General features: G+C 38.7%; 12 protein-coding genes. 7 read left to right on the top strand and 5 right to left on the bottom strand.

All coding sequences use genetic code 11. The features are described from left to right. Nucleotides 1-37: 37 nt before the first annotated feature. Nucleotides 38-1,006, bottom strand: a complete 969-nt coding sequence (gene trpS, locus QCQ61_RS05745) for a tryptophan--tRNA ligase (protein WP_279449819.1) — start codon at nucleotides 1,004-1,006, stop codon at nucleotides 38-40. Nucleotides 1,007-1,080: 74 nt separating this feature from the next. Here trpS and QCQ61_RS05740 point away from each other — a divergent pair, with 74 nt between their 5' ends. Continuing rightward, nucleotides 1,081-1,821, top strand: coding sequence for a lysophospholipid acyltransferase family protein (locus tag QCQ61_RS05740; RefSeq protein WP_279449818.1), 741 nt, complete (start codon nucleotides 1,081-1,083; stop codon nucleotides 1,819-1,821). A 129-nt stretch (nucleotides 1,822-1,950) separates the two neighbouring features. On the opposite strand, the gene QCQ61_RS05735 is transcribed toward QCQ61_RS05740, so the two are convergent. The 4 genes from QCQ61_RS05735 to QCQ61_RS05720 all read right to left on the bottom strand — a co-directional run bounded on the left by QCQ61_RS05735 (nucleotide 1,951) and on the right by QCQ61_RS05720 (nucleotide 6,214). Continuing rightward, a complete protein-coding gene (locus QCQ61_RS05735; protein ID WP_279449817.1) occupies nucleotides 1,951-3,486 on the bottom strand; it encodes an outer membrane beta-barrel protein in 1,536 nt (511 codons plus the stop codon). A gap of 111 nt (nucleotides 3,487-3,597) precedes the next feature. Continuing rightward, nucleotides 3,598-4,137, bottom strand: a complete 540-nt coding sequence (locus tag QCQ61_RS05730) for an RNA polymerase sigma factor (protein ID WP_279449816.1) — start codon at nucleotides 4,135-4,137, stop codon at nucleotides 3,598-3,600. Between the two features lie 126 nt (nucleotides 4,138-4,263). Beyond that, a complete protein-coding gene (gene recA, locus QCQ61_RS05725; protein WP_279449815.1) occupies nucleotides 4,264-5,271 on the bottom strand; it encodes a recombinase RecA in 1,008 nt (335 codons plus the stop codon). A gap of 217 nt (nucleotides 5,272-5,488) precedes the next feature. Beyond that, nucleotides 5,489-6,214 (bottom strand): T9SS type A sorting domain-containing protein, encoded by a 726-nt coding sequence (locus tag QCQ61_RS05720; protein ID WP_279449814.1) that lies wholly within the window; start codon nucleotides 6,212-6,214, stop codon nucleotides 5,489-5,491. Nucleotides 6,215-6,378: 164 nt separating this feature from the next. On the opposite strand from QCQ61_RS05720, the gene trhO reads away from it, so the two are divergent. The 6 genes from trhO to QCQ61_RS05690 all read left to right on the top strand — a co-directional run bounded on the left by trhO (nucleotide 6,379) and on the right by QCQ61_RS05690 (nucleotide 13,536). After that, nucleotides 6,379-7,410 (top strand): oxygen-dependent tRNA uridine(34) hydroxylase TrhO, encoded by a 1,032-nt coding sequence (gene trhO / locus QCQ61_RS05715; RefSeq protein WP_279449813.1) that lies wholly within the window; start codon nucleotides 6,379-6,381, stop codon nucleotides 7,408-7,410. Between the two features lie 612 nt (nucleotides 7,411-8,022). Beyond that, a complete protein-coding gene (locus QCQ61_RS05710) occupies nucleotides 8,023-9,279 on the top strand; it encodes a PSP1 domain-containing protein (protein WP_279449812.1) in 1,257 nt (418 codons plus the stop codon). Next, nucleotides 9,272-9,757, top strand: a complete 486-nt coding sequence (locus QCQ61_RS05705) for a gliding motility lipoprotein GldH (RefSeq protein WP_279449811.1) — start codon at nucleotides 9,272-9,274, stop codon at nucleotides 9,755-9,757. Before QCQ61_RS05710 ends, QCQ61_RS05705 begins: the two co-directional genes overlap by 8 nt. Before the next feature lie 7 nt (nucleotides 9,758-9,764). Next, on the top strand, nucleotides 9,765-12,077 hold the full coding sequence (locus QCQ61_RS05700; RefSeq protein WP_279449810.1) for a penicillin-binding protein 1A: 2,313 nt from the start codon (nucleotides 9,765-9,767) through the stop codon (nucleotides 12,075-12,077). A gap of 101 nt (nucleotides 12,078-12,178) precedes the next feature. Continuing rightward, on the top strand, nucleotides 12,179-12,880 hold the full coding sequence (locus tag QCQ61_RS05695; RefSeq protein ID WP_279449809.1) for a CoA transferase subunit A: 702 nt from the start codon (nucleotides 12,179-12,181) through the stop codon (nucleotides 12,878-12,880). Continuing rightward, complete coding sequence (locus QCQ61_RS05690; RefSeq protein ID WP_279449808.1) at nucleotides 12,880-13,536, top strand: CoA transferase subunit B; 657 nt, start codon at nucleotides 12,880-12,882, stop codon at nucleotides 13,534-13,536. Before QCQ61_RS05695 ends, QCQ61_RS05690 begins: the two co-directional genes overlap by 1 nt. Nucleotides 13,537-13,722 lie beyond the last annotated feature (186 nt).

The raw sequence follows: 13,722 nt of genomic DNA, 5'->3' as shown, positions 1-13,722 counted from the left end.
TGGCTCCTCAAAACTGGGTAGCTAAGCGCAGCCGAAGCTAATACCCAACCTTCTCCCGAACTCTTTTCAAAACGCCATCGGCAACTTTTTGAGCTTTTTCGGCACCGGCAGTTAAGGCTGCTTCTACTTCCGAAAGGTTTTGCATATAGTAAGTATAGCGTTGGCGTTCTTCAGAAAATTTTGTAACTATTAACTCAAACAATGCTTGCTTTGCGTGACCGTAACCGTAATTTCCGCCTTCATAATTTTTACGCATTTGCGCAATTTCTTCTTTTGAAGCCAATAATTTATATATGCCAAAAACGTTGCAAGTGTCCGGATTCTTTGGTTCCTCTAGCGGCGTGCTGTCAGTTTCAATCGCCAGGACTTGTTTCCGAAGTTGTTTGTCATTCAAGAAAATATTTATGTAATTTCCTTTAGACTTACTCATTTTAGTTCCATCTGTACCGGGAACATACATGGTTTCTTCTTGAACTTTTCCAACGGGCATAACAAAAGTTTCTCCCATCTGCGCATGAAAACGAGAAGCGACATCGCGAGTAATTTCCAAGTGTTGCATTTGGTCTTTTCCCACGGGAACAATTTCGGCATCGTATAAAAGTATATCGGCAGCCATAAGCATTGGATACGAAAACAGCCCTGCATTTACATCTTCCAAACGATCTGCCTTGTCCTTAAACGAATGTGCCAACGTTAATCGCTGAAACGGAAAGAAGCAACTTAAATACCAAGACAATTCGGTAGTTTGGGGTACATCGCTCTGCCGATAAAAAGCCACCCGTTCTATGTCTAAGCCAAAAGCCAACCACGTTGCCGCAACGCTATAGGTGTTTTCGCGAAGTGTTTTGGCATTCTTTATTTGCGTTAAAGAGTGCATATTCGCAATAAAAAGAAAGGAATCGTTCTTTGGATTATTCGTCATTTCAATAGCGGGAATAATTGCCCCCAAAAGGTTTCCGAGGTGTGGCGTGCCCGTGCTTTGTATTCCTGTAAGTATTCTAGACATTATTTTAAAAAATTTTAGCAAAGGTACTTTATTTGATTTATTTGCATCGTTCAATTTGTTACTTTTGAACTTCAATGAAACTATTTCAACAACTTTTTGCAGCCTTTTACCGTATTTGGTTTTATTTGGTAATAGCGATAGCCACATTACTGCTATTTCCATTTCTTATAATTAGCATTTTAAAACATTCTTGGTACCCACTTTTCTTTAAAGTTGCCCGAACTTGGTCGGCATTTATAATTTACGGTATTGGCTGCTATCCGATACTTAAACGCGAAGTTGAATATAAAAAAGGCAAAAGTTATATGTTTGTTGCCAACCATACTTCTATGACAGACATAATGTTAATGTTTTACGCTACCAAAAACCCGTTTGTTTTTGTTGGCAAAAAAGAATTGGCAAAAATTCCATTATTCGGTTATATTTATAAACGCACCTGTATTTTGGTTGATCGCGGAAATACCAAGAGCCGCGTTGAGGCTTTCCGAAGGGCTGAAAAACGCTTGGACGAAGGTTTGAGTGTTTGCATCTTTCCAGAAGGGGGCGTGCCCGAGGATCTTTCACTAATATTAGACGAATTTAAGGATGGCGCCTTTCGGCTTTCAATTGAGCACCAAATTCCTATTGCGCCCATGACTTTTCACGATAATAAAAAGCGTTTTCCCTATTCATTTTTTAAAGGAGGGCCCGGTAAAATGCGAGTGAAAATCCATAAACTCATTCCTACAGCTGGACTAACATTAGAAAACCGAAAGGAACTAAAGAAAAATACGCGCGATGTAATTTTAAACGAATTAAAAAACCCTACGGTTTAAGATAAATTCCAAAACAGACTCGTAAGATTACATTTGACACAGGAATAAAAAAAACCGTCCTATGGCGCAGAACGGTTTTCCCAATCATTTTGCTTGAAGTATATCAAACAAGTTCAACTAAAAATTAACCTAAAACTTGAAACTCAATCCACTGTAAACGCCCAAATAGTATGGCTTAAAGTCTACAGATGAATCGGTATAAGGGTTGAGCTGGTACTTAAACATTGGCTCAATATTAAACGTAAATTTTTTGGACAATTTGTAGTCCACTCCCAGCCCGACGTTAGTTGAAAAACTTAGTGCTGAAAGATTATTGGCTTCTCCCAATACACTATTAAAATTATCGGCTTTTACCGAAACTTCATTATTTCCTAAAAATAAGGTGCTAATTCCACCAATTAGGTTAAGGCCAAATTTGCTATTAATTACGGCGTATTTAAGCTCTACAGGCACTTCGTAATAGTTTATATTTTGAATAAGTCTCGCTTCTCCTTTTGTAGATTTCGGCATAATTTCACCAAAACCATTTGATGGCGCGGCATTTGCCAATGCACCTTTATCAACCGCGGTAAGTACTATTTCTCTACCACCGTAATCTACAGTGCGCAGCGCCAGTGCCACAGGGCCTGAACCTATCTCAATGCCTCCCGTACTATAACTTAAATCTACATTATTTATCCCCGTGCGAACGCTCAATCGGTTATTTAGTGCATAACTCACTTGCACGCCATAACTCATATTAACATCGCCATCCTGCGGATTGTCGCCAAAAGTTGGGTCTATGGAAGAACCATTGCCTAAACTACTATAATAAACTGGCGCAACGTTTGGTGCAATATTCCAGCGGCGCTCCGGTTTTTGATTTATTTTCTTTTCTGAAATTATTTCTTCGTCTTGTTCAGCGATTGCTTCAAAAATTGACTTTTTGTTTTTATTCTCTTCTGCTAATTGTGCCTCGGTTTTAACAATACTTTCTTCGGAAGAATCTTTTTTTGGAGGTTTGTTAACAGCGAGGTTTTCCGTTTTGGAATCAAAAATTGGGTCGTCTTTTCTGATAATATTCTCGTGGGTTTTATCTGAAATATTATCGGCTTTTACTTTTTCAGAAATATTTTTTGAAGTGGCAATTCCTTCCTCCAAATTATTTATTGAAGTGTTTTTTTGAATTGCATTTTTATTTGAATTTTCTTTAGAATCGTCTGAAGCAATTACCGAGCGGTTTGATTTTTCAGCATTATTTTTGAAAACTTTATTCGAAGATTTTGCATCGGTTCCTTTTTCAGAAATATTCGATTTTGAAGCATTTTCGGTTTCAACGGCTTTTCTTTCAATTATTTTTTCTTCCGAAGCTACTTGTGGAGTTTTATAGAAATTTTCTATTTCAGATTTATTTTTTTCAAAAGAATTTTCAACTTCATTTACATTTTCATTTGTAATAGAAGGAGCGGTATTGGAAGAATTATAAAGTGAATTACCCACGGTTAACAATAGAGCAATTAACGCAGCAACACCGCCAAACTTAATCCACAGTGGAATAACTTTACGATCTTTTTTCTCCTTTTGCAACTCCGCTTGTATGTTTTCCCAAACGCGCGGCGAAGGAGTAGCTTCAAAATTTTTGAAACCTTCGTTAAAAATGTTGTCTATGTTTTTCTTTTCTTTCATTCTAAATAAACCTTTGGTTCCGTACAGGATACGCCGGTTTTAAGCTTTTTTTAAAAACCCCAACCCTGAGGCAGGGGCTTTCTCTTTCAATCTAAACAATCATACAATGCTTTAAGTGTTATAGTTTTTAGCATTATAATGTTCTATCTTATTTTTTAAAATCGCTCTAGCACGCGCTAGGTTTGATTTAGACGTTCCATCGCTGATTCCTAACATTTCTGCTATTTCTTTGTGCTGATAGCCGTCCATCACGTACATACTGAAAACCAATCTGTATCTGTCTGGCAGCTCTTGCACAATTTTCAGCAAAAATTCCAACGGAATTTCTTCACTTTCAATGTCAACCTCGGCTTCATCTGCTATCTGGCCTTCATCAACAATATCAAAAGTGCGTTGCTTTCGGTATTTCTGAAGTACGGTGTTAACGGTTACCCGTTTCATCCAACCTTCAAAAGAACCTTTGCCATTATACTGCTCCACTTTTTTAAAAATGGTTATAAAAGCATCCTGCAAATTATCTTCTGCCTCTGTATAATTAGGCGAATAGCGAAGACAGATGGCAAAGAGAACGCTGCTGTACTTTTTGTACAATTCGCCCTGCGCCGTTGCATTCTGCTTTTTGCATTGTATTATGAGCTCGTCTAACGTCAAATGTGGTACCGTGAGTTATCGTTCCGTTGTAAATACCTCTTTTTTTAGAGGGCAACCGTACTAATCAAGGTTCCTACACTTGGTAGATGCCACAGTATCAAAAGGGTTGCGTGGATTGCCGAAGTTTTATTCGTTTATTGTAGCTATAGCGGCTTTAATTTTTGTTTCCAACTCTTCCATTAATTCAGGATTGTCCAATAGAAGCGCTTTTACGGCGTCGCGACCTTGCCCCAGTTTTGTATCGTCATAGCTAAACCAAGAGCCTGCTTTTTTCACAATTTCAAAATCTACACCTAAGTCTATAATTTCGCCAACTTTTGAAATTCCTTCGCCATACATAATGTCGAATTCCACTTGTTTAAAAGGCGGCGCCACTTTGTTTTTTACAACTTTTACGCGCGTTTTGTTTCCGGTGGCATTGCTGGAAGTGTCTTTAATTTGTGTGGAACGGCGTATATCTAAACGTACCGAGGCGTAGAATTTTAATGCATTTCCACCTGTAGTGGTTTCAGGGTTACCAAACATTACTCCAATTTTTTCACGCAATTGGTTAATAAAGATAACCGTACATTTTGTTTTGCTGATGGAACCCGTAAGTTTTCTAAGTGCTTGACTCATTAAACGTGCGTGAAGCCCCATTTTGCTGTCGCCCATTTCGCCTTCTATTTCGCTTTTTGGCGTTAATGCCGCAACGGAGTCAATTACTACTATGTCTATCGCACCACTTCTAATTAAGTTGTCGGCAATTTCGAGGGCTTGTTCGCCATTGTCGGGTTGCGAGATTATTAAATTTTCTACATCCACCCCAAGTTTTTCGGCATATACACGATCAAAAGCGTGTTCTGCATCAATAAAGGCGGCAATGCCTCCTTTTTTTTGGGCCTCTGCCATTGCGTGAAGCGTTAATGTGGTTTTACCCGAAGATTCCGGGCCGTATATTTCAATAACCCTTCCGCGTGGATAACCGCCTACGCCTAGGGCAACATCCAAACCTAACGAACCAGTTGGAATTACATCTACATCTTCTACGGCCCTATCGCCCATTTTCATTACGGTTCCCTTGCCGTATGTCTTGTCTAATTTATCGAGAGTAAGCTTTAGTGCTTTTAGTTTTGCGTCTTTTTCAGTGCTCATTTTCAGTGTGTTTTATGATGGAATTTTAAGTAGCTAAGATACTATTTCTTTGAGCGTGGGACAAAATTTAAATGTAAGGAGAAGGAGTTTTTGTTAACAACAAAAAAGGTTGAAACAAGACTTTAACTTTGACAAAGTTTTAAACTTTGTCAAAGTTGTGTAAACCAAAACAACCACTACTAAAGCGGCCGTTCGGGAATTAATGATTGTTTTAAAGTTATTCCTTTATAAATTTTTTGGTTGTGGTGTTCCCGTTTTCTTCTTCTATGTTTAGAAAGTAGATGCCGCTGACAAGTTGGGAGACATCTATTGCTTTCTGATCTTGAAGCATTATGTTTTGAGTGCTTAACAATTTTCCTACTATGTTGAAGATTTTGAGGGTTAGATTTTCTGTGGTGTTTTGTGCTATAATAAAGAGTTCGTTTTGGGCGGGGTTGGGGTGGATGGAGAATTGCGAACTGTAAAAATCTTCACTGGATAAAATATTGTCGCCGTAAATGGCCTTGTCTCCAGTAGGCGATGTTAACAGCAAAACTTTATAACCGTTTGTGTCTGTGGTAATTGAATAGTTATAAATACTACCAAAGGGAGCGTAAAAAAAATTAAAATAAAGCCCCTCATAGTCTTCGTTCACTTGAAGAGTACACGTAATGAATGTGTTTTCTTGATAGGTAAACGAAAAAACAGGGTTAAATTCATCATAAATTAGCAGTCCGTATATTTCATTACAAACGAAGGTAATAAACGCATCGGCACTATCGCCATTTGAAATGGCATAAAAACGAGCTTGCACGTTTTGTATCTCGGAATTACGAGGAGGTGGATAGTGCTCGCCGTTTATAATAAGGTCTTGTAAATACCAATCGACACCCGCCAATTGTGGGTCTTGGGCATAAGAGATAGCGCCTATATTGAGGATTAAAATATATAATAATGTTTTCACGGTCTATTGTTTTATAAAGTTAGTTAAATTACTAAATTATGCTACAACATTTAAATAAAAAATGGTTTTTTCCTGTTATTCTAGGCCGATCCTAATTTTACAAAAAAACCCGTACTTTTGCCCCATTATAAAAATCAATTCTTTTCACCTAAAAAAAGTATAGCATGCAACTGTACAACAAATTAAGTGCAAAAGAGAGGGAAGCATTATTGGAACAGGCCGGCGAGGAACGGCTTACCCTTTCTTTTTATCAGTACGCCAAGATTGGCAATCCACATCTTTTCCGTAACCATCTTTTTGTAGCCTGGCACGAGCAGGATGTTTTGGGCCGAATTTATGTTGCCCACGAAGGTATTAACGCCCAACTATCCGTTCCGGCGAAACGTTTTAAGGAGTTCAAGAAATTTCTGGATGGTATTTATTTTTTGAAAGACGTTCGATTAAACATCGCCATTGAACAGGATTTAAAATCATTCCTAAAACTAAAAGTAAAAGTTCGCAAAAAAATAGTTGCCGATGGATTGAAAGATGAAACCTTCGACGTTACGAACAAAGGCATTCACGTAGATGCGCAAAAATTCAACGAACTTATTGAAGATCCGAACGTGGTTTTGGTAGATATGCGAAACCATTACGAAAGCGAAATAGGCCATTTTAAAAACGCTGTAACGCCAGACGTTGACACGTTTCGCGATTCATTGGATATTATTGAAGAAGATTTAAAAGACCACAAAGAAGACAAAAAACTGGTTATGTATTGCACCGGCGGAATTCGTTGCGAAAAGGCCAGTGCTTACTATAAACACAAGGGTTTTAAAAATGTGTTTCAGCTGGAAGGTGGTATTATTGAATACGCCCGCCAAGTAGAAAATCTGGGATTGGAAAATAAATTTATTGGTAAAAATTTTGTTTTTGATCATCGTCGAGGCGAACGTATTACGGAAGATATTATTAGCCATTGCCACCAATGTGGAGAAGCCTGCGACGAACATACCAACTGCGCCAATGAAGCCTGCCATTTGCTTTTTATTCAATGTAAAAAATGTGCCGTGGCAATGGAAAATTGTTGTTCCGAAGAATGTGTCGAAATAATCCATTTGCCCGAAGAAGAGCAAAAAAGACTTCGCCAAGGCATCCCAAACAGCAACAAGATTTTTAAGAAAGGAAGATCGGAGAAGTTGAAGTTTAAAAAATAGTTTTCAGTACAGATGCTAGATGTAGTGAGGCGGTTGATAAAATTTAGCATGTCTTACAACCTGCTGCGCTCAATATCGTAAAATGATTTTATTTCTTTAATTTTTTAAGTAAGATTGAACATAATATTTTAAGTATAAATTGAGTATTTCATAATTGCATAAATTTAGGATAAAATAGTATGAAAATTTAAAGATTATATGATAAATAATGCCTATTTCAAATGTCTTAATGTAGGTTTTAAAATTATGTATGTATAGTTCAGACTGCCTTAATGTAGCGTTCATGCCTTGTTAATGTATTGTTCATGTACCTTTCATGCTACTCTAGTGCTACTTTTATGCTAGTCTTTCCCTACTCTCCCCCTAGTATCGTACTACTTTCAAAACACAAGTACTCTTTAAATATGAAGTGTTCACACAAACATTTTTAGTTTTAAAGTAGTCAAGTGGAATAAGAGACAAGCAGTGCATTCAAAACACCCAAACATCTTTGACAGAAAATCGAAAAACTGAAATCCGAAATCGAAAAATTTATTGGTATCTTTACCGATTAACTGTTTTGTTTAATTTTCGTCCCTCTTCAATTAGAAAAGGGCTTTATATATAAAAAATATGGGCTGTACCAGCTGTGCCACAGGCACCACGGGACAACCAAAGGGTTGCAAGAACAATGGTACTTGCGGAACCGATGGCTGTAACAAATTAACGGTGTTCGACTGGCTTTCAAATATGCAACTTCCCGCCGATATGGAACCCTTTAATGCGGCCGAAGTGCGTTTTAAAAACGGGAGAAAAGAATTCTTCCAAAATTCTGAAAATATTACTTTAAGTATTGGCGACATTGTAGCTACAGAAGCTTCGCCGGGCCACGATATAGGTATTGTTACACTTACCGGAGAGCTAGTACGTGTACAAATGAGGAAGAAAAAAATACCTTTAAAGGTTCAAGCGCTTCCTAAAATTTACCGAAAAGCCACTCAAAAAGATATTGATATCTGGCAAGGCGTTCGCGATAAAGAAGCCGATGTTCAAAAACGCTCGCGACAAATTGCAATTCGTTTAGGACTGCAAATGAAGATTAGCGATGTAGAATTTCAGGGCGATGCCTCAAAAGTAATTTTTTACTACACCGCTGAAGAACGCGTAGATTTCCGCGAATTAATAAAAGAATTCGCTCGTACGTTCAACACCCGAATTGAAATGAAACAAGTAGGTTTTCGCCAAGAAGCTGCTCGTTTAGGCGGTATTGGTAGCTGTGGCCGCGAACTGTGCTGCTCTACTTGGCTCACCGATTTTCGCTCGGTAAACACATCTGCTGCACGGTATCAACAACTTTCTTTAAATCCACAAAAACTCGCCGGCCAGTGTGGAAAACTGAAGTGTTGTTTAAATTACGAGTTAGACACCTATTTGGAGGCATTAGAATCCTTCCCCAGCACCGATACCAAATTGCAAACTGAAAAAGGGTATGCAACCTGCCAAAAAATTGATATTTTTAAAGGCGTTCTATGGTATGCTTATGAAAAGGAATTTATGAATTGGCACGAGCTATCTGCCGAAAAGGCCAACGAAATAATTGAACTTAACAAAAAAGGCAAAAAGCCAATGGCTTTGGAAGAATTTATAATTGAAGCTCCCAAAATTGACAAAGAGCCCTTTAGCAATACTGTCGGGCAAGACAGCCTTACACGTTTTGATAAACCAAAGCAAAAAAGTAAAAAACGCCGAAATAAAAAACGCAACAAAAAAAGTAGTGTTGATGCAACTTCGGGAAATGCGCCCAAACGCAAACCAAGAGGTAATTCATCAAAACCTTCAGGAAATAGGCCCCAAAAAAATAGAAATCGCAAGCCGAAAAAAGATGAATAGAGTATTGGCATTTTTATTGATAACCGTTCTCTTAGTTTCTTGTGAGTCTGATACGGTTTTTAGCGAAATTCGCGCTATGGATGATCATTGGGGCGCTAATGAAGTAGTATCCTTCGCACTCCCTGAGTTAGACTCGCTTAAACAGTACAATCTATTTGTAAATATTCGAAATTCGAATGAATACAAGTTTAACAACCTATTTTTGATAGTTTCAATGAACTTTCCGCACGGAAAAACCGTTACCGACACCCTCGAATACCGAATGGCAAACCCAGATGGTTCTTGGATGGGTCAAGGCATTGGCGATGTAAAGGAAAATAAGCTTTGGTATAAAGAAAACGTCCGGTTTTTAGAAAACGGTCACTACACAGTAGATATAGCCCAAGCAATGCGCAATAATGGTGATGTAGAAGGCGTTACAAAACTCGAAGGCATAACCGATGTTGGTTTTAGCATTGAAGAAGCTTTCAAACAGTAAATAATTTATGGCAACAAAAAAAGCAGCTTCCAAAAAAAAGAAACAGAATGATGTAGGCCGTCATATTAAAACTTTTTGGAAAATTTTTGCAGGGTTTATATTCGTATTTATAGCGTTCTTTCTCTTGGCTTCCTGGGGCGTTTTCGGTAGTCTACCCGATGAAACGAGCCTTGAAAATCCAGAAAAAAACCTCGCAACCGAGATTATTTCTTCAGATGGAAAAACAATTGGAAAATTTTATAAGGAAAACCGAACACCTGTACCTTACGATTCCTTGCCCGATCATTTGGTAAATGCGCTAATAGCCACCGAAGATGTACGTTTTCACGAACATTCCGGTATTGATGGAAGAGGAACCGTTAGAGCGGTTGCATTTTTAGGATCTCGCGGCGGCGCAAGTACCATTACCCAACAGTTGGCAAAATTATTTTTTACCGGCGAAAGAGCTTCCAATAAAGTAGAACGCGTGCTTCAGAAAATAAAGGAATGGATTATCGCTACCCGTTTAGAACGACGCTATACCAAAGAAGAAATAATAACCATGTACTTTAACGAGTACGATTTTCTAAACCAAGCCGTTGGTATTGAAAGTGCAGCCCATATTTATTTTAACAAGCCGCCTTCGCAATTATCTACGGCCGAGTCAGCGATGTTGGTAGGTATGTTTAAAAACTCTTCACTTTTTAATCCAAATAGAAGACCAGAATTGGTTCGCGATAGGCGAAATGTTGTATTGGCCCAGATGGAAAAGTACAATTATATTTCAGAAACAGTTATGGATTCCCTTCAAGCCCAGCCGCTTAATTTAAACTTTACACCTCAGGGCCACGACGAAGGAAGCGCTACCTATTTTCGCGAATACGCCCGTCAATTTATGGAAGACTGGATAAAGGAAAACCCTAAAACCGATGGCAGCAAATACAACATCTATGAAGATGGCCTTAAAGTGTATGTAACCATAGACAGTAAAATGCAGGAATATGCCGAAAAAGCTGTGAAAACGCATATGGCGCGTTTGCAAAAAGTTTTCGATGAGCAAAACGAAAAAAACAAAACCGCACCATTTAGGGATATTACAGAAGCAGAAACCCAAAATATTTTAAATAACGCCATGCGCAGAAGCGATCGCTGGCGCGAAATGGAAAAACAGGGCAAAAATGAAGAGGAAATTATCAAGAGCTTTAAAAAGAAAGTACCCATGCGTGTATTTTCTTGGAAAGGCGATATTGATACCATTATGACTCCATTAGACTCCATTCGTTATCACAAATCGTTTTTACAAGCAGCAATGATGTCCATGACCCCACAAACGGGCGAAGTAAAAGCGTGGGTGGGCGGTATAGACTATAAGCATTATAAATACGATATGGTGAAAAAAGGAAAACGCCAAATTGGCTCCACTTTTAAACCATTTGTTTATGCCACTGCTATGGACCAAATGCATATGTCGCCTTGCGATACTTTGCCAAACACGAGCTACACAATTCCCGCAGGAAAACACAATTTATTAAAACCTTGGACCCCAAAAAATGCCGGCGGCGGTTACGGCGGTATGGTTACACTTAAATATGCCTTAGCAAATTCTATAAATACAATTACCGCAAGATTGATAGATAGAGTTGGTCCTGAACCGGTTATAGATTTAGTAGAAAAGATGGGGGTAGATACTAAAAATATGCCTGCCGTGCCTTCCATAGCATTGGGCACCCCAGATGTATCGGTCTATGAAATGGTTGGTGCCTATAGCACTTTTGCAAATGAAGGGGTATATATAGAACCTATTTTAATACAGCGCATTGAAGATAAAAACGGAACAGTACTTTATCAAAATGTACCTAAAACAAAAGATGTTATTAGTAATGAGGCGGCTTATGTTACCGTTAGTTTAATGGAAGGTGTAACGCAATCAGGAACCGGCGCGCGTTTGCGTGGTACTTGGGCCAAAGATAATGCGTACTATAAGAGCGTAATTACCGGATATCCATACGATTTTAAAAATCCAATTGCAGGAAAAACCGGAACAACTCAAAATAACAGCGATGGTTGGTTTATGGGAATGGTGCCAAACTTAGTTACAGGGGTTTGGGTCGGAGGAGACGATCGGGCAATTCATTTTAGCTCCACACGCTATGGCCAAGGCGCAACTATGGCATTACCCATTTGGGGAACCTATATGAAAAGTTGCTATGAAGACGAAGACCTCGATGTTTCAACCGGTAGCTTTAAACGTCCGGCAAATCTTTCTATTGAAACCGATTGTTCTAAATGGCGAGAAGGAGACCCAGATGTAGAAGAAATTCCGGATGAATTCGATTTCTAACATTAATATTTCAACTTAAAAGTTTAACCTCACAAGTTTTTTGAAGCCTTGTGAGGTTTTTTTATAGTTCGAAATTTTGTAATTTTCAGAAAATTTTAAACATGATAAAAAAGACAGTTGCAAACGTTCGCGAAGCCTGTGAAGGCATTGAAGACGGAATGACTTTTATGCTCGGTGGCTTTGGTCTCTGCGGCATTCCTGAAAATATTATTTCAGAATTGGTTCGAAAAAATATCCAAAACGTTACTTGTATTTCAAATAATGCAGGGGTGGACGATTTCGGTCTTGGACTTTTACTGAAAAAACATCAAATAAAAAAAATGATTTCTTCGTATGTTGGCGAAAATGCCGAATTTGAACGCCAAATGCTCAGTGGCGAAATGGAGGTAGAACTTGTGCCGCAGGGAACTTTAGCGCAACGTTGTGAAGCCGCGCGCAGCGGAATTCCAGCATTTTTTACCCCCGCCGGTTACGGTACAGAAGTAGCAGAAGGTAAAGAAACACGCGAATTTAACGGAAAAATGTACGTGATGGAACAAGCATTTCAAGCAGATTTCTCGTTTGTAAAAGCTTGGAAAGGCGACGAAGCCGGAAACCTCATCTTTAAAGGTACCGCTCGAAACTTTAATCCTGCCATGTGCGGCGCCGGAAAAATTACCGTGGCCGAAGTAGAAGAACTAGTGCCGGCCGGACAATTAGACCCGAACCAAATTCACATTCCCGGAATCTTCGTACAGCGAATTTTCCAAGGAGAAAAATTTGAAAAAAGAATTGAGCAATTAACAGTTAGAAAAAGAAACTAATGGCTTTAACTAAAGAACAAATAGCACAACGCATAGCGAAGGAGGTAAAAGATAGGTACTACGTTAACTTAGGTATCGGAATTCCTACTTTGGTTGCCAACTTTGTACGCGACGATATAGATGTTGAATTCCAAAGTGAGAATGGCATACTTGGCATGGGCCCCTTCCCTTTTGAAGGTGAGGAAGATCCAGATTTAATCAACGCCGGAAAACAAACAATTACAGCCCTTCCCGGCGCGTCCTTTTTTGATTCGGCAATGAGCTTTGGTATGATTCGAGGGCAACACGTAGATTTAACCATTCTTGGAGCAATGGAAGTTTCACAAAACGGCGATATCGCAAATTGGAAAATTCCCGGCAAAATGGTAAAAGGTATGGGTGGCGCTATGGATTTGGTTGCCTCAGCAGAAAATATCATCGTTGCCATGATGCACACAAACCGCCAAGGAGAATCAAAATTATTACCCGAATGTTCCTTACCACTAACTGGAGTACAGTGCGTTAAAAAAATAGTGACCAATCTCGCGGTGCTCGAAATTCGTGACGGAAAGTTTCATTTGCTCGAACGCGCTCCCGGAGTGTCCATAGAAGAAATCAAACAAGCAACAGCTGGCGATTTGGTCGTGGATGGCGAAATCCCTGAGATGAAATTTTAAGTTGTAACCCATAAAACTGCTTTTAAAAACCATGATATTCATGGTTTTTTTGGTTAAAAGAATCAAATTTAGCTCCAAATGTTAAATTTATATGTATTTCATCGAATATTTATGTATTTAATCGTGTAATACGATTTATTCCCGCATATTTACAAACCCAAATCTTACCAACCTAACCTCATATGG

This window comes from Aequorivita marisscotiae (assembly GCF_029814825.1).
GTDB classification, from domain to species: domain Bacteria; phylum Bacteroidota; class Bacteroidia; order Flavobacteriales; family Flavobacteriaceae; genus Aequorivita; species Aequorivita marisscotiae.
Note: the sequence above shows the minus strand (reverse complement) of the source record. Positions and strands in the feature narration are given on the sequence as shown.

Coding starts and splice junctions, on each gene's coding strand:
- QCQ61_RS05740 (WP_279449818.1), top strand. CDS start 1,081: ATGAAACTATTTCAACAACTTTTTGCAGCCTTTTACCGTATTTGGTTT.
- recA (WP_279449815.1), bottom strand. CDS start 5,271: ATGAGCACTGAAAAAGACGCAAAACTAAAAGCACTAAAGCTTACTCTC.
- QCQ61_RS05705 (WP_279449811.1), top strand. CDS start 9,272: ATGAATAGAGTATTGGCATTTTTATTGATAACCGTTCTCTTAGTTTCT.
- QCQ61_RS05735 (WP_279449817.1), bottom strand. CDS start 3,486: ATGAAAGAAAAGAAAAACATAGACAACATTTTTAACGAAGGTTTCAAA.
- QCQ61_RS05710 (WP_279449812.1), top strand. CDS start 8,023: ATGGGCTGTACCAGCTGTGCCACAGGCACCACGGGACAACCAAAGGGT.
- trpS (WP_279449819.1), bottom strand. CDS start 1,006: ATGTCTAGAATACTTACAGGAATACAAAGCACGGGCACGCCACACCTC.
- QCQ61_RS05695 (WP_279449809.1), top strand. CDS start 12,179: ATGATAAAAAAGACAGTTGCAAACGTTCGCGAAGCCTGTGAAGGCATT.
- trhO (WP_279449813.1), top strand. CDS start 6,379: ATGCAACTGTACAACAAATTAAGTGCAAAAGAGAGGGAAGCATTATTG.
- QCQ61_RS05700 (WP_279449810.1), top strand. CDS start 9,765: ATGGCAACAAAAAAAGCAGCTTCCAAAAAAAAGAAACAGAATGATGTA.
- QCQ61_RS05690 (WP_279449808.1), top strand. CDS start 12,880: ATGGCTTTAACTAAAGAACAAATAGCACAACGCATAGCGAAGGAGGTA.